We start from the raw sequence: 16,510 nt of genomic DNA on the forward strand, positions 1-16,510 counted from the left end.
CGGCCTGCAGCAATTGCTAGCACTGCATTTCTTGCTATCCCTTCGCTGCCTGACCCCGCTTCCAATATCCCATGAACGACACCTGCTTCCTCGGGACGTGGCATTCCTTCACCAGCAGCCTCCGCATCCGAATCACCGCTGAAGACTCACCTGCAATCCAAAAGTAAGTCCCGGTTAGCCTCGGATTCGGAGATTCGGTGTTGGCCTTGTCTTCGCCGCTGGAATTGGAAATATCTTCACCCGACTGTGAATAGCTTGGGGTCTCCCACACCAGAAAGCTGGGGTCATCCTCGCCCGTCGACGTAGTGGTCGCCGCCGTATTCCCCTCGAGAACGTTTGACAGTGCTTCTTGTGAGACCGGGCTTAGCGCATTGCTGACAAGCTTCACCAGATTGGAGTACAGCAGCTCGCCCGAAGTGTCGTGCTCATCGTCCGCTCGCGCCAGCCACTTCACCGAGACTCCAGATGGCACCTCTAGCTTCTGGGCATCGCTTGTACATGGAACCTCAATAAACACTTCTCCCTGCACTCCCGCTGGCCATTCCTCCAGGGTCTTCGCAATTGCAGGTAAGGCAGTTTCATCTCCAAGCATCACGATGCGACTACTAGCTCCAGGGGCGAATTCGATGCCGCTGCCGGATTCATCATCTCGTGTCGGTGCGATGATGAGCAGCTCATCGCCGATCTGTGCCTTTGAAGCCCATGCAGACGCTGGCCCAGCGGCATCGGGGTGTAGCACGAAATCGATGTCGAGTTCATCGGGAGCGTCGTCTGGCAAGTTGCGCCGAAAAGCGCGGATGGAATACGTGCGGACATAGCCGCGAGTGTCGGGGTCAAGGGTTTTCCAGGTGGCGAACCAATTCTCCTCCGGCAGCTCTGGAAGCTGACCAGCGGCTGGGATAATGACTTTGATACGGAGGTCCCGAATCGTGTCCTTCGGCCCGACATTCTCCACGTCGTGAAGTGTTATGCGCTGAAAGTGCGGGGAAATCTGTTGCGTGCGGGCAACGCGGACGCGGTGTGGCTGGTATCCCATGGGAATCCTTAAATCTGATGAGTTACTTACATCTACTGAGCTAGTACTGGGCTAATTTCGAGTGGTGGCGCCCAATGGGCGTAACCGTGGGTAGCCCTGAGACCGGATCGGTAATAATCAGCGATTCGAGGTCGAACGCCTCCCGGGTCAGCTCTTGTGTGAGCACGTCGACAGGCGCTCCTGCGGAATGCAGTCGTCCGTCGCGCATGGCGACGAGAACATCCGAATACCGAGCAGCCAGGTTGAGGTCGTGCAGCACCATGATGATGGTGGTGCCTCGGCGTTGATTGAGATCAGTTAGTAGATCCAGGACTTCTAGTTGATGTTTTAGATCTAGGTAGGTTGTAGGTTCGTCGAGAAGCAGCACATCGGTTTGTTGTGCGAGTGCCATTGCAATCCACACACGTTGACGCTGGCCGCCGGAGAGCTCTTCGACGCACCGCCCTGCGAGGTCTGCGACTCGGGTAGCTTCCATAGCTTCGGTGACGATGTCGTAGTCGGCTGAACTCCAGCGACCCAGAATTCCCTGGTAGGGGGTTCGACCACGGCCGACTAAGTCTGCGACAGTGATGCCGTCAGGAGCGATAGGGGTCTGCGGAAGCAGTCCGAGCCGCTTTGCCAATTCGCGGGAAGAATAGGAACCTAGCTCCTTGCCGTCCAGCTCGACGGATCCAGCTGATGGCCGAATCAAACGAGCTAGCGTACGTAGAAACGTTGATTTGCCACAACCATTTGGTCCGACAATCGAAGTAATCTTGCCTGCTTCGAATGACAAAGTCAGGTCTTTCACAATGGGTTTTTCCCCATATCCAGAAGTAAGGGACTGAGCATTCAGTTGTGCGGACACGGTGAGTGACTCCTTGGTTTGATGAACAAAGCGCAGCTATCGAGATGTTCTGACGAGCAGATAGATCAAAAAGGGTGCTCCGAGCGCGCCGGTAATAACTCCGACGGGATAACGCGTGCCGAAGAGGTATTGGCCGGCTAAATCTGCGACAAGCACCAAGAATGCTCCAACCAATCCAGATGGCACTATGAGGTTCGCGCCGGGCCTAAAGATTCGCATCGCGATCGGGCCTGCCATGAATGCGACAAATGAGATTGGTCCGGTTGCGGATGTCGCCACTGCGATGAGCATGACGGCGCCGACAATAAGAGCTCCGCGAAGCAGGTTCACGCGCAGTCCGAGTGAGGTGGCGATGTCGTCGCCAAGCTCCAAGATTGATAGCCTGTGCGCACCAATCAAGAGCAGCGGTGTTACGACAAGAACGGTAATAACCAGCGGTAATCCGCGCTCCCACGAGATGTTATTCAGCGATCCAGTCAACCAACGTGTGGCCGTCGGCAGATCCCACGCGGAAGCCTTCGACAGCACGTAGGTGGTCCATGCCTGCAGCATCGCCGCAATGCCGATTCCCGTCAGGATCAGGCGAGTGCCGGCAAATCCCGATTTCAACGCCAGCAGGTAGGTCAGAGCGGCCACGCTTAACGACGCCATCAGCGCCACCGTTGACACGGCAGTCTGAGAGGCCTGAAACAGCACAATCATGGTCGAACCAGCAGCGGCCGCACCAGCGGAAATACCGATAATGTCCGGTGAGGCTAACTGGTTTCGCAGCATCGTTTGGAAGATTGTTCCTGATACGCCAAACGCGAAGCCGGCGACAATTGCAATCGTGGCGCGTGGTAGGCGTAGCTCTCCCACTGTGAAAGATGCCCCGGGGACGGTGTCACCGCGAATGACGCCGATGACATCGGCAAGGGAATAGAAGGAATCTCCAAGCATGAGACTCAGCAGCCACAGTACGGCCGTAATCGCTGCTAGAACCAATAATGTGAGCGTAAAACGAATTCGGGCGTGACCGCGTTGTTCTTGGATAGCGGTCGCTAATTCGCTGGCCCTATTCTGCGGGCGCGTTTCGGGGGCGAGGTTTGTCATAGTTCCCGCATCCTTGTCTGTCGCACGATCCAAATAAACAGTGGAGCTCCGAGGAAGGGCATGATGATGCCGACAGCAATCTCGGATTGGTCACCGACGAGGCGCCCGACGGTGTCAGCAAGCGTGAGCAATACTGCTCCTGCCAGAGCGCTTGCTGGGATGAGAACGCGGTGGTCGGTTCCAAGGATCATCCGGAGTACGTGGGGGACGATGAGACCGACGAAGGCAATCGGACCGGTGACGGCAGTGGTGGTCCCGCAGAGCAGCACCGCGCCGAGTGTTGCCAGGACTCGCGTGCGGGTTAAGTTGATGCCGAGGCTGGTGGCGACATCATCGCCAAGGGAGAGTGCGTTGAGGCCGCTGCTGGTTAAAAAGACGATGACGAACCCGAGCCCAAGTAACGGGAAAGCGACCGTCAGTGATTCCCACTGCGCACCGCTGACGGAGCCGATTTGCCAGTTGCGGAATTCGTCCATGACATCGGCGCGCGGCAACAAGATGGCGCTGGTCAAGCTAGATAGGGCGGCGGCCGTGGCAGCTCCAGCAAGAGCTAGCTTGAGTGGAGTGGCTCCGCCGTGGCCGATTGATCCCACGCAGTAGACAAACACTGCAGCTGCGAAGGCGCCCATTGACGCAACTAGCATTGTCGGCAGTGTGCGACTGATGTTGAAAAAGGTGATACCGATAACAACTGTTAGAGAAGCGCCAGCAAGAACGCCGAATATTCCGGGGTCCGCAAGCGGGTTTCGAGTAACAGCTTGAAAGGCTACGCCCGAGGTGGCGAGCGCTGCACCCGCGCACAGTGCCAGCACGGTACGCGGAATGCGTGTCCACGCTGCAGCTTCTCCCGCGGTGTCGGTAGCTCCACCTAAGGCGGAAAGCGCCTCGGTGAACGTAATACTGCGTATGCCGAACATAACCGCCAGGACCACCGATACCAGTCCAAGTATCAGCAAGAGAACAAATACAGCTGACTTGGTGGTCGTCGAAGGAGGGGGAGTGGGCTTTGTTGAAGCAGCATGGACTGAGGTTGGCACTATTACTTCTTCAATCCTTCGTTAAGCGCTGCGAAGTAACGGTCGATGCCCCAAGGGATGGAGAGCGGTGAGGGGTTCGAGGCGGCTCCTAGCGGGCCATCTTCAAGGAAGGCAATGTTGCCGTTCTTCACCGCCGGAATCTTGGAAAGCAGTGGATCCGCCTGCATATCCTTGACGTTTTTTCATCCTCGGCTTTATCGCCCGAGGAGTAGGAGATGATGACATCGACGTCATCGAATTGCTCCGGGTTCTCAGTGGAGACTTCAACCCAGAACTTGTCAGCAGTCTTGGACTGTTCCTCGACGATCTTCGGTGCTGCAAGACCGTGGTTTACAAGGAATCCCATGCGTGGATCTTCGGTGGAGTAGAAACCAAGCTTTGATGGGTCGGAGCTGCCACCGAAGGAGGTAAAGAGTGCTTTCTTGCCCTTGAGGTTCGGGTACTTCTCAAGAGCGTCGGCAATAGTGGTGTCCAAGTTCTCGGACAGCTTCTTGCCCTCATCGGCCTTGCCGATCGCCTTGGAGCTAATCAGAATCATGTCTTCCAATGATGTGCCCCATGCCATGTCGGGGTAGGCAATGACAGGCGCAATCTTGGAGAGCGTGTCGTAGTCCTCCTGAGAAATTCCGGAGTAAGTAGCAAGAATAATGTCAGGCTTTGTGTCTGCGACCTTTTCAAACGGGATGCCGTCGGTTTCATCGAAGAGCACCGGCTTCTTGTCGCCGGAATCTGCGCCGAGTTCCTTCAGCTTGTCTTCAACCCACGGGAGGATGCCATCGCCGTCATCGTCACCGTAGGTGGCCTTGCTCATGCCAACGGGCACTTGTCCCAGAGCAAGCGGTACTTCATGGTTCGCTCAGCCGACAGTCGCGATTCGCTGCGGTGCCTCTTTGATAGTGGTCTCGCCGAACGCGTGCTTGATGGTCACAGGGAGCTGTGTGTTGGCGTCCGAGGCGCTGACACTACTGGCGTTGTTTTCACTGCTCGTGTCGCTGCTTCCGCAGGCTGCCATGGTGAATGCGATGGCTCCGCTGGCCACCGCGATTGTCAGGGTCCTGAAGGTTTTGTTCATGTAGGTCCTTTGTTTGTGCGAAGAGTCTCGTTGAGTACTCCCGAGCCCAGCATTCTACCGAATGTCGGAAACAGTAACAAAGGGCAGGCTATCCTAAAAGCAGGGGTGGTATTGGGGGGCTAGGGTGACGGTTTGCGTTCAGGGGCTCTAAAGGCTTCCTCTATGAACCCCCTACCGCTTCCGCAGCACCAACACCAGGTTCGACACCGCGAACTCGCGCAGCACCGGCACGTGCACCATCCACCAGGCCCACCACGGGTGGTAGCGCGGGAAAGCGGCCAGCAGCTCGCAGTCGCCGGCCTCCGCGGCAGCGCGCGCCCACTTCAATCCTTCACCGCAACCGACCTTGAACAGGGACTCGCCAAAATAGTTCTTCGGTCGCTTGCCGTGCTTCTTCTCATACATGCGCCGCGCGCGGTCGCCACCCAGGTAATGCGTCATCCCCATCTCGTGGCCGCCGAACGGGCCGTACCAAATGGTGTACGAGTAAACGACCAGTCCGCCCGGCTTGGTTACACGCAGCATTTCCTCGCCCATCGTCCATGGCTCGGGCACGTGCTCGGCGACATTCGACGAGTACGTCAGGTCAAACGCGTCATCGCGAAACGGCAGTTCCAGCCCCGATCCGCGTACCGACGACTCCAGCTTGATACCCGCCGCCGCCATCTCGCCCACATCGGGTTCGCAGGTGTAATATTCCACGCCACGCTGGGCAAATGCTCGGCCAAAGTACCCAGGGCCGCCGCCGACATCAAGGATGCGCTTGCCACGCAGTGCGGTATTCGTCGTAACGCTTGACGACGTGCCCCCTGTGTCCGTCGACCCCGCCGCACCATCCGCCCCAGCTGCGATGCCTTCCAACAGGCCGATGGTGTCCTCAGCCAGGTGCCCGTAGAAGATATCGGGATCGGTTTGCTCGTATTTGAAGTCGTTGAGCAGCCCGAATGAGCGCGACAGCGTAGCAAAGCTGCGCAGCTCTTTCAGAGCGGGCGGGACGATAAAAGCGGGAAAGCGAAAGCTGGTCACGTCAAACAATCTAATGGACTGGTTGGGTTTGGGAGTATGGATTTGAGCTAAAGCGGCAACGAAAGCCGCGCCGAGCGTTAGGCTCATATTGTTATGAAAATCTTACTGTTGTGTTGGCGCGACACTGGTCACCCCGAAGGTGGAGGTAGTGAGCGCTATTTGGAGCGCGTCGCAGGTTACCTTGCCGACCAAGGTCACACCGTGGTGTTCCGCACGGCCAGTTACCCAGACGCACCAGCCCTTTCGCGTCGTGATGGCGTGACGTTCTCCCGCGCTGGTGGAAACTTCTCCGTCTATGTGCGCTCCTGGACCGCGATGCTGGGTGCGCGATTTGGCGTGGGCCCAATTGCCAAGGTGCTCGGCGGCAAGCCGGATGTCGTGGTCGACACCCAAAACGGTGTCCCCTTTTTCGCGCGGATTTTCTCCGGCGCACCGACGGTGCTGCTAACACATCACTGCCACCGCGAACAGTGGCCAGTGGCAGGGCCGATTATTAGCAAGCTTGGGTGGTTCATCGAGTCGCGTCTGTCGCCGATGATTCACCGCCGCTGCCGCTACATCACAGTTTCCGAGCCAAGTGCCGCTGAACTGGTAGAACTTGGAGTGTCGCCGGGGCGCATCGCGGTAATCCGCAATGGTGTGGACCCGATTCCGGAGGAGTTGCAGTCGACCGAAATCATGGCGGACCTATCCGAGTGCGACGGTCCAGCACCGCATTTGGTGACGCTGTCGCGATTGGTTCCGCATAAGCAGATTGAGCACGCCATCGATGTGCTTGCAGATCTTGTACAAGATCGTCCAGGTGCGATTCTCGATGTTATTGGCTCGGGGTGGTGGCACGACAACCTCGTGGAATATGCCCGTGACAAGGGCGTTTCGGACCACGTCGTCTTCCACGGGCAGGTCACCGAGGCGGACAAACACCGCATCCTCTCCAAGGCGTGTCTGCACCTGATGCCTTCTCGCAAGGAGGGTTGGGGGCTCGCCGTCATCGAATCAGCGCAGCACGGCGTGCCGACGGTCGGTTATCGCTCCTCGGCGGGCTTGCGCGATTCGGTCAACGACGGCGAAACTGGCCTGCTGGCCAGCGATGAAGCTGACCTGATTGCCAAGACACGACAGATTCTCGATAACGGCGAACTGCATCGCGCAATGTCCAAGGCCTGCGTCGCCCGTGCCGCGGAATTTGGCTGGGACAAGACCGGTGAGGCAGTTCTGAATGTCTTGGAAAACCCAACACTGGATAAGTTGCTACCTGCGGCGGGGCAGTAGCGCTTCCATTACTCCAGTCAGTAGCCCCGCCAGCAGCCCAGCGAGTAGGCAAAGAGTCCAGATTCCAAAGGCTGTCCACGCAGCTGCATAGGCCCCCTGGCTTGGTTGTGTGGCCGGCTCGATAACGCCGGGAACATGGTATAGCTGCAGGTCAGGTGTTTCATAGACGGGGTCTAACGCTGCCACAATGTCAGCGGAGTCGCCGAAGTTGCCGGGCGAATTCTCCACTAGGACCCAGCCAACGCCTTGGTCTCGAAGACTCTGGAGCGCAGACTCAAGCTCCTCGTGTCTCTTCGCACCACCGAGCAGCGTGCGCTCAACGGTTGTGGCTCCCTCGCCAGACACCGACTGCCCAGAGACAATCAGTTCGCCAGAGCTCACCACCGGAGCGGGCAAAATCTTCGTAGCCGGGTCGAGGACAGGACGCCCATTAATAATGCGGTAAGAACCGGCAGGTAGAACCGCAACGCGATCGTCGTCAAGCGCGACCACGCCGGAAACCGCCGACCAGCCCTCCCATGACGGAATGGGGCGAAGTGGAGCGACATCGGCGGGCAGCGTGGGGACAGCGGCGATGATGATGAGCGCGCTGACGCCAGTAGCCAACCACTGGCCGATATTGGCGGTGGCCCCGCGAGCGCGGCGTGCCAGGTATTCCGCACCGCTTGCGGCGAGGATGACATAGGCGGGGACGGCGAGCGCGATCCACTTTTGCGTATCACGAAGCAGGCCCGCGCCCGGGATGTGCTCCAGCGCCCAACCCATCATCAAAATGCCCGGCGTTGTTGCGGCGAGAGCGACGAGCATGATGGCCGTGGCGCCAGTGATAATCAGCCCCCGCCAGCGCTCTTGCGAATGCCAGGCACGACGGAATCCCAGGCCCATAAGCACCAGGAGTGCCAGCACCATAATCGCCGAAAAACCAACCTCGCGCGTCAGTGGCACAGCCTGCTTATTCCAGATGCCACCCAATCCCAACAGGCTGCCGAGCGTGCCGACGTGTGCCTCTGCTCTGGCCGCAAATGCGGCAGCGCCAGCCGCATCGGAGGACCCAGCTGCACTCGGGTTCAGCAAAGATGCCACTAGCCACGGTGAACTGACCGCTACTGTTGTGGCCACAATCCAAGCGCGGTCGCGGTTATTGCGAGCGGTAACAATGCCGGTGATACCAGCCAAAAGGGCACCGGTCGGCGTGAGACCCGCAGCGGCAATTGCGCTGGTGCGCCACAAGGCACTACCCATCTGCGTTGCCAGAACAACTGCCGGAAGCAGCAATACGGCGATGACCAGTGACCACTGTCCCTGGAGCAAACGCTCGACCACAAACGGGTTCCAGAGCAGCATCGTCGGTGCAATCAGCTGGCTGGCCAAGCTCGGAGTCATGGGTACAAGGCCCGCACCGGATGCGCTACTGGTGCCCGAGCCGTGGCGAGTGAACCTGCGGGCGAGCTCAGCAGCTGCAAGACCACCAATCAAACAGGCGCCCACCATGCCGAAGCGCACCCAATGGCTGGCATCCACAAAGTAGCCCAGTGCCCACAGTGCGGTGTCCTGCGGAACAGCTCGTGCCGCAGCGGGGCCGAGTCCCAGGGCCGCGTCGGTAAGCGGTGGGTGATTGGGGATGACCATGTCGCGCAGCAGAAACATCGGTGCCCCAAAGCGACCATCGGCCGGGGCCTTGTGGGGCACAAAGAGCGGCCAGCACACGGCAGCGGTCAGCAGGAGAATCCACGACAACACAAAAACCCAGGCGACTCGCTCCGAATGAGAGCGAGCCGACTGGGTCAGAGTAGTGCGGAAACGTTGTGTCACGTGCCCTATATTAAATTATTTTTCGCTTTCCTCAGTGAAACTTAGGGTAAGCGAGAGCCTGTGGCACCGTAGTTTGGCGTCTTAGGCGGACTTGCTGCGAACACGGAAGCCAATCACGATGAGAACCAGGCCGAGGATACCGAGGATCCACGGTGCGACAGTGCCGCCGATAGTCAGCGACTTACGTGCTTCCTTAGCGCGGTCCATCTGGCGGCCCTTGGAGCCTTCGTCCCACTGAGCGGTGTACTTCATCGCGGTACGGTTCTGCTCCTTGGCTTCCTTCTCACGGCCAGCCTTGGAAGCAATTTCTTCAGCTTCCTTGTCGTCCTTGGCGTAGAACATGAACATCTCTTCAGTACCGTTGACGATCACGCCAGAAGTCGGCTCGACGCGGACAGTACGGACGTTGGTGTAGTAACGATCCAGCTCGACGTCGTCGTCACCCTCCAGGCCCCACTTGTGAGCCGGGAAGCTCAGGCGCATGGAAGCCAGCGAGGACTTGTCAGCCTCAGTGAGCTTGCGGCCGTCGCGAGTGAAGTGCTCGGTCAGGGACTCGTAGAGGTTCTGCGGCGGAATGGTCATGGAGTACTTGTAGACCTTGACGCCATCCTGAGTTTCCTCACCGACGAAGTCAATCTCGAAGTTACGCATCGCCTGGACGTCGTAGTACGGGTAGGACTTCTTCTCAGCACCAAACGGGAACTGGTACTGGATGCCCGGACGGGTGAACGTCGGCGGCTTGGTGTCCGAACCACCCTGCGGTGCGTTAATAGCAACGCTGGAGATCGGGTCATCTACCGGGTACGCAGTGCTGCGGTCAACAGTGATGCGGTCGAGGGTCGCATTGATGAGGTTCTTCGGCTCTTCGCGGTCATCGCGCAGCAGAGTGGTACCGACCTGGAGAGTTGCAATCTTGTCGTCAGCCGGCTCCTCAATCTCAACGTGGCGCTTCGACTGCATCGGAGTCTTGTCGTTGATGAAGCAGTGGACCGGGAGATCGCGCTTCTCTTCGTCCGTCTCTGCCTTGCAGCGCGGGTCATTCTTGCGGTTTGGCGTTGGCTCATTCTTGCCCAGCTGGCTGGAGTCCAACAGAGTGCCGTCGCGCACCTCCGTGATGGTATCGCTCACAGTGTCAAGTGGGATGACCCGGAGGCGAGGCACCAGGAAGGTTGGCAGAAGGACGGCAATGACAATCAATGCAGCACCGATAATAATCAGTGCATGTCCGAGAGTTCTCTTCATCAGCGGATAGTCCTTTAACTGTACGTAACTTTCTGCTGCAAAACCTAGCAGGAAGTTAGGAGTTATGTGGTGTGTTTTTTAAAAATAACTTGTCGGGAAAACAAAAGAGTTTTGGAAAAACCGGCCTGAACAGGACTTATTTCATAATAAAATACAAGTGATTTTACTCATTCCGGTATCCGTGTAAGAAAGTACTATGACGTCCAAGGCATATGCGGCAGCGCCAAACGCTGGGCAAGACACAGTGTCGAGCTCTGTGCCGAACTCTACGCCGAACACTGTATCCAGCTCGGGATCCAGCACTGCATCGAGCTCTGCCACCACATTCCGCCCAGGCTTCCTGCCTTCGCTGGAGGGCCTGCGAGCTGTGGCTTCGATGGGCATCATCGGCACGCACGTCGCATTCCAGACCGGGCATGATGTGGGAGCCCTGTGGGAGCGCATCCTCGGCCGCTTCGACTTCTTCGTGGCCGTTTTCTTCGTGCTGTCCGGATTCCTGTTGTGGCGTTCTCACCGCTCGGGTTACGGCGGAATTCCCCGTCGTAAAGCATTGTCCGATGCCGACGGCGGACGGAAGAAGAGCTGGGCGAAGTACTACAAGAAGCGCGTCGCGCGCATTATGCCCGCGTACTGGGTGCTAGTGCTTATTGTGCTCATCGCACTGCCGGTGGGGCGCGGCGCGGATCTCAAGATTTGGCTAACAAATCTGACGCTGACACAGGTGTATTTCTCCGGCTCGCTGCACGGTGGGTTGACGCACCTGTGGTCGTTGTCGGTGGAGGTCGCGTTCTACATCTCGCTGCCGCTGTTTGCCATTGGGCTTAGCCGGTTGGACCCGCATCGCCAGCAGGGGCGCCGCATAGTGGCAATTTCCCTGCTTGCGATCTTGAGCTTCGGCTGGCCCTACCTGCCACTGCCGTACCCAGAAGGCGTTAACCCGCATATTCAGCCGATTGCCTACTTTTCCTGGTTCGCAGCTGGCATGATTCTCGCCGAGCTGGAATCGCTCCAGGGCGTCGATACCGATGCCGCCCGCGCGAAGGTGGAGACCATGCAGCGCTGGGCACGCCGCCGTTCGCTGTGGCTGGCGATCGCCGTTGGTGCGCTGGTTCTGGCTTCCTACCTGGGTCCCGAAGGGCTAGTCGAGCTCACCAACTGGGAATTCACCCGCCGCCTGCTGTGCGGTCTGGTCTTCGGTGCCGCCATCATCGGCCCCTGGACGATAGCGCCGGAGTCTCGCTTCCTTGAACACCCCATCATGCAGGCGCTAGGGCGCTGGTCGTACGGTATCTTCCTCTGGCATGTGGCGATGCTCTCCATTGCATTCCCGCTGCTTGGCGTGAAGCTGTTCACCGGACATCTGCTCAGTGTCACCATTGTCACGGTCGCACTGTCGATTCCGGTGGCCGCCGCCTCCTACGCGCTCGTCGAGGAACCTGCCCGCCGCTTCTTCGCACGCGTCTGGGTCAACCGCTAACGGCTTTTAATCAGCGGTGTTGTCGGTGTCGCTAGCATCTCTGTCGGTGTCGTCATCAGCACCGCTACCGGAAAGCATCGAGCAGCACGCCACGATTGTCAGCGCCGCCGTCAGCAGTAACTGAAGCGGCCAGCCGGCACCGGCGTAGTCATCCTTTGGCCATGGGTTCGCCGCCAGCACCAAGCCCGCAATCGACATCGTCGCAGCAAGCGCCACAATTAGTGCGTTTCGCACGTTCAGCCATGGCTTGACGACGTCCCCACGCTTCCGTGCCCAGAAAACCGCACCAAGGGTAGCGGCAACCACGACGAGGGCAACGACCACACCAGGCCAGCTGGATACCAGGGTCACTGTCGCGGCAGCCGCAATGCCAATAGCCGCCCGCGGCAAGTCATTGCCCAGCGAAGATACGGAAATCGGGGCGGTGAGAGCGAATCGTCGCCAAGCGAAAGCCAGCCCCACAGCGACCAGTGCGTACACAGCTGCGAGTGCGCCGCCTGCGAGGATTCCAGTACGCCAGGTCTGCTGCGGTGGATAGGTCAGCTCGACTGCACCACCAATTCCAGCCGGAATTGTCCAACCCTGCTGCCAACCAGAGACCGTTACCGGCTTCATGGCGGCACCTCCGACACGAAGCTCGTGGCCGGCATTGACAGAGATTGGCAGCCACACGATGCGATCGTGGTCGGCAGGGTCAATAGGACTGTTCAGGTCGATTGGCGTGGCTTTCTGCTGCTCGGCTGACGGCGCGAAGTAGCCAGTCGAGGTGAGCGATACCCAATCGGACTTGGCATCGATGCGCCATGGCCCCGGCGAGAGCTCAATCTCTTCACCACAGGTCAGCTCGCGGTGATCAGAACCGTCACCTCGTTGGAGGCTGGCCCACGGGTCTCCGATGCTGCTGCGGCAGGTATCAGCATCGACCTTCACCTTTACCGGCTTCGGAACGGTGAACAGGCGCACCAGCGTGCCCTCGTGAATCTCCTGGCCAAAGACCCAACGCTGAGCCAGCGACGAGGAATTCGGTACCACCGGGACACGAACCGGCGTGAGGTCCTCTGCTATATCCTCGGCGGAAAGTCCCGCCTCTTCATCGGAATCGGAGTTGGTGGATTCGAATGCGTCGAAGCCAGTGTCCCGCTTTGGAATCACCAGTCCTAGCTCGGAGATAGCAAACCCCACAGGAGCAATCTTTGCTGTGATGCGCACAGATGTGGTCTTGCCGCCGGGCAGCGGAATGTGGGTCGTCTCACCCGGGACCAACTGTACGGAGCTGGAAGCCGTATCGGTCTGGATGCGCAGTTGCGCCGGAACGCGAGCACCGGTCAGGCTGAGCACTGCGTTATCGGTCGGTTCCTTCCACGACAGCTTGACCCACTCAGCCTGACTCTTGCCTGCCAGGGGTTCCCACCAGGTAGAGGTGTCGCCGTCGAGCATTGCGTTGACCGAGTGGTCAGCCGATGCACCACCGACGTTGTATGGCTCAGAGGCCGACGATGAAACCTCAATTGTGGCGCGACCCGTTGCTGTCTGCGTCAGTGGCAGTCCCGCGACGGGGTAGTCCGGAACGAGGTTGCGGACATATGAGTCCTCGTCTTCGGCCAGGATTGCCGACTCCGCTCCGACGACTTCACCATAGTTGCGGCCGCGGCGTGCGGGAGTGTCGGTGACAGTGCCGGCGTTCTTACCGGACAGGATGCGCACCGGGGCATCGGAATCGACCTCATCAAGCCGCGGGAGCACTTCAGGACCACCGGCGACCAGCGGCACCTGTGTAGTGTCCACCAACCGCGGCGAAAGGGCGTGATTGCGCAGCTCCTTCGGGCCCGCGCCCCAAATCTGGATAGCGGTATGGCCGTCCTCGTCCGTGAACTCCGCCACCTTTTCCATGGTCGGGGAGTCCTGCAGCGTGGAGGTGATGGCGCGCGGCGAATCGCCCCTCGAGGTAACTCTCAAGTCGTGGCGGACCAGCACATAGCCGATGCCATTGTTGCGCAGGGTGGCATCCAGTGCCGGTACCTCGCGGCCCCGAGTCAGCGAATTGCGCAGACCATCGAGGCCGCGAATCGCCTCTGGGGGTACTAGCGGCACGGTATCGCGGACGGCCCAGGGCACGTCGGCAAGCGGCTGGAGCGGTTCGTCGCGAGTATTGCCCCATGTCTGATCAGCAAACGGAGATGACGGCATCACCAGCGTGCGGGTGTCCTCGCCCTGCTCATTCAGCCAGTCGGCCGCTTCGTGCCAGTAGCCCGGAACCTCGGAAAAACCGCCTGCCGGAGCGAGACGGGCGCTCCACGCAGGTGCGGTGGCACTGGCGATAACCACCAGAACCAGCATCGATGCGATAGCGCGCGGGTGCTTCTCAGGGTGCAGCCACTGCTGCCAGCCAGTGGCTGCTGAATCGCTCGCCGTCTCGTTCTTGTGCTCGTTCGCCGGCTCTCGCCACGGCCATGGCAGCTGGGCTGTCGCATGAGCGAAGCCGATAACAAGTGGCAGGCGCACAATTGTGTCGAATTTGTGCAGGTTGCGTACTGCTGCGAGCGTGGAATCGAGCACCTCTCGAGCCGATTCCCACACCAGCCCGAATGGCTCCGTCCAGGCCGCCACGATGACAAGCCCGATCAGCAGCATCATCAGCCACATCCGACGCAGCGGCAGTGAGCGCATGACCAAGCCAAGCAGACCAATCGCCGCCACAGCCAGAGTGGCGTAAATGAGGATGGGCTCCGCGACCAGAGCATTTCCGCCGACTCGCTCGAAAGAGACAAACGGGGTCCACGAAGTGGAGCCGCGGAGCGTTTCGCCGAGACTCAACCAACGAGTGGTCACGCCGGAGGACTCAATGTAGTCCGTAAACGGTGGCGAGTACTTGCCCAGCAGTAGTAGAGGCACAATCCACCACATGCTGACCGCTGCACACGCAGCCAGCCAACCGCCGAGCATCGCCCACGCACGCCCGCGACGAGGCCCCGTAAAAGCGAAGAAGAGCAGCATTAGACCTGCGGGGATGCAAGCCGCCGCTGTACTGACCGCATTGACCGCGCCAGTGCACAGTACCGCTAGACCGGACAGCAATACGGCGCGGGCAGTCGCGCGCCAGGGCAGTTCCTCGCGCCGGGCCGCGACCCGCAGGAGCGGAAGCAGAATCCACGGTGCCAGCGCTACGGGCCAGGTCTCGGACGAAATCGCGCCCAACGTCGTAATCACCCGCGGCGACAACGAGTACAACAACGCCGCCAGTACGCGAGAGGTATGCGTGCCGACGCCTATAGCTTCAGCCACGCGATATGCGCCGGTAAAAGCCAAGCAGAGAGTAAGACTCCACCACAGCGCCTGGATGATCCAGCCGGGCGCTAATACATCGGGCAGCAAACTGAACAGGGCGAAGAATGCGCCCTGTGGAAAGAGATAGCCATATGCCTGGTTTTGAAGCTGTCCCAGCGGCATGGTGTCTGACCACATGTTGAGCGAGGCGGACAAAAACCCGATGGGGTCTTCTGTCAGGTCGTGCTTTGTGTCAGCGACAGTCTTGCCGGGGGACTGGATGAATGCCAGCAGGCACAGCAAAACCCACCAAGGTACAAGCACGCGCTTACGCGCTCGAACAAAGGTGGGCATAGCGTTAAAGGAGGGTTAGCGTTAAAGACTTAACGCTGACCGTACTCGACACCGCCAAGCAGAGCGTCATCGGTGGAAACAGCCTGTGCTTCCGGAATTCGGTCTTCGGTCAGAGCCTGGCCGATGCCGAAGATAGCGGCACCACCGAGAAGGGCGCCAATGAGCGCCGAGGCCAGGGCAGGGCCAACGCTACGACGCTGCTCGGAATCAGTTTCGTATGCCATGTTGAGGACTCCTCGTGTGCATTAAGTCAATACTGTTTATAAAACTACACTCTGTGACATCTGTAAACCAGTGAAACAGCTGGGAATCTCTCCCTGCCTTGAATTTTGGGTGGTTTCAGCGGTCATTGAGTTTCTTAGTTGAGAGATTAACCCATTTTCTATCAGCTAAGTAAGTTTTTAAAAATTTTCTAGAAATTATTCCTTTTCCCCGGGAACGACGAGGACCGGGCGGCCAGCATTCTTCAGCAACGCGTCAGAGGTCGAGGCGGTAAACAGACCACGCAAGCCAGTCACACCGCGAGTGCCGGAGATAATCACGCCCGCATCGAGGTCGTGAGCTGCATCGACGATGGCCGACCAGATAGTAGTTTCAGTCTCTACCAAGTAGGGCTCCGCGACGAAGCCGGCCTCAGCGGCAATCTGCACACCCTCACGGCAAATACGGACGGCCTCGTCGTGAGCGGGATCGCCGTCTTCAGTAGTGGCGTCCCAGTCGGGCTGCATCATGCCAGAGGCGCCAGCAGTGCGTGCTGCAGCACGCTGTAGAGGCTCCCAGGCCGTCAGAATGTAGGCCTTCTTAACGCGCAGCAGTTTTCCGGCGTAGGCCAGCGCCCGCTTGGCTTCGTCGGAGCCGTCGTAGGCAATGAGCATGGAATCAGAAATCGGTTCAACCATTTTCGAGTTCAATCCTTACGTCAGAGATAGCCGAAAAACTGTCAATAGATACAGAAAAAGAGATGTCGCTGTAATCCAGG

12 protein-coding genes and 1 pseudogene are annotated in these 16,510 nt (G+C 59.1%); 2 read left to right on the forward strand and 11 right to left on the reverse strand.

Features of this window, described 5'->3' with window-relative positions; genetic code table 11:
* Positions 1–34: 34 nt before the first annotated feature.
* The 6 genes and pseudogenes from HMPREF2751_RS06130 to HMPREF2751_RS06155 all read right to left on the reverse strand — a co-directional run bounded on the left by HMPREF2751_RS06130 (position 35) and on the right by HMPREF2751_RS06155 (position 6,110).
* Positions 35–1,036, reverse strand: a complete 1,002-nt coding sequence (locus tag HMPREF2751_RS06130) for a siderophore-interacting protein (RefSeq protein ID WP_070595688.1) — start codon at positions 1,034–1,036, stop codon at positions 35–37.
* 40 nt (positions 1,037–1,076) lie between these two features.
* Positions 1,077–1,883, reverse strand: a complete 807-nt coding sequence (locus HMPREF2751_RS06135; RefSeq protein ID WP_070595689.1) for an ABC transporter ATP-binding protein — start codon at positions 1,881–1,883, stop codon at positions 1,077–1,079.
* Between the two features lie 36 nt (positions 1,884–1,919).
* A complete protein-coding gene (locus tag HMPREF2751_RS06140) occupies positions 1,920–2,975 on the reverse strand; it encodes a FecCD family ABC transporter permease (protein WP_049171768.1) in 1,056 nt (351 codons plus the stop codon).
* Positions 2,972–3,892, reverse strand: coding sequence for a FecCD family ABC transporter permease (locus HMPREF2751_RS06145; RefSeq protein WP_070437322.1), 921 nt, complete (start codon positions 3,890–3,892; stop codon positions 2,972–2,974). Before HMPREF2751_RS06145 ends, HMPREF2751_RS06140 begins: the two co-directional genes overlap by 4 nt.
* 122 nt (positions 3,893–4,014) lie before the next feature.
* Positions 4,015–5,084 (reverse strand): annotated as a pseudogene (locus HMPREF2751_RS06150) (iron-siderophore ABC transporter substrate-binding protein).
* A 171-nt stretch (positions 5,085–5,255) separates the two neighbouring features.
* Positions 5,256–6,110 (reverse strand): class I SAM-dependent methyltransferase, encoded by an 855-nt coding sequence (locus tag HMPREF2751_RS06155; RefSeq protein ID WP_141739555.1) that lies wholly within the window; start codon positions 6,108–6,110, stop codon positions 5,256–5,258.
* 93 nt (positions 6,111–6,203) lie between these two features.
* Between HMPREF2751_RS06155 and HMPREF2751_RS06160 the strand changes: the two genes are divergently transcribed.
* A complete protein-coding gene (locus HMPREF2751_RS06160) occupies positions 6,204–7,382 on the forward strand; it encodes a glycosyltransferase family 4 protein (protein WP_069358925.1) in 1,179 nt (392 codons plus the stop codon).
* Here the strand turns inward: HMPREF2751_RS06160 and HMPREF2751_RS06165 are convergent.
* Positions 7,362–9,194: an MmpA family trehalose lipid delivery protein gene (locus HMPREF2751_RS06165; protein ID WP_070595690.1), complete on the reverse strand. Its 1,833-nt coding sequence runs from the start codon at positions 9,192–9,194 to the stop codon at positions 7,362–7,364. The two genes, HMPREF2751_RS06160 and HMPREF2751_RS06165, sit on opposite strands and share 21 nt — an antisense overlap.
* Before the next feature lie 81 nt (positions 9,195–9,275).
* Positions 9,276–10,436, reverse strand: coding sequence for a cell envelope lipid trafficking protein PgfA (locus HMPREF2751_RS06170; RefSeq protein ID WP_048734381.1), 1,161 nt, complete (start codon positions 10,434–10,436; stop codon positions 9,276–9,278).
* Between the two features lie 196 nt (positions 10,437–10,632).
* Between HMPREF2751_RS06170 and HMPREF2751_RS06175 the strand changes: the two genes are divergently transcribed.
* Entirely contained in the window at positions 10,633–11,913 is a 1,281-nt protein-coding gene (locus HMPREF2751_RS06175) for an acyltransferase family protein (RefSeq protein WP_049171762.1), read from the forward strand.
* Between the two features lie 6 nt (positions 11,914–11,919).
* On the opposite strand, the gene HMPREF2751_RS06180 is transcribed toward HMPREF2751_RS06175, so the two are convergent.
* The 3 genes from HMPREF2751_RS06180 to HMPREF2751_RS06190 all read right to left on the reverse strand — a co-directional run bounded on the left by HMPREF2751_RS06180 (position 11,920) and on the right by HMPREF2751_RS06190 (position 16,430).
* Positions 11,920–15,531, reverse strand: coding sequence for an alpha-(1->3)-arabinofuranosyltransferase domain-containing protein (locus tag HMPREF2751_RS06180; RefSeq protein ID WP_070595691.1), 3,612 nt, complete (start codon positions 15,529–15,531; stop codon positions 11,920–11,922).
* Positions 15,532–15,560: 29 nt separating this feature from the next.
* Positions 15,561–15,755, reverse strand: coding sequence for a DUF2613 domain-containing protein (locus HMPREF2751_RS06185; protein ID WP_005510537.1), 195 nt, complete (start codon positions 15,753–15,755; stop codon positions 15,561–15,563).
* A gap of 195 nt (positions 15,756–15,950) precedes the next feature.
* Positions 15,951–16,430 (reverse strand): universal stress protein, encoded by a 480-nt coding sequence (locus tag HMPREF2751_RS06190; RefSeq protein WP_005510532.1) that lies wholly within the window; start codon positions 16,428–16,430, stop codon positions 15,951–15,953.
* Between the last annotated feature and the right edge of the window lie 80 nt (positions 16,431–16,510).

Source organism: Corynebacterium sp. HMSC063G05 (assembly GCF_001810555.1).
Classification (GTDB): Bacteria; Actinomycetota; Actinomycetes; order Mycobacteriales; family Mycobacteriaceae; genus Corynebacterium; species Corynebacterium jeikeium_D.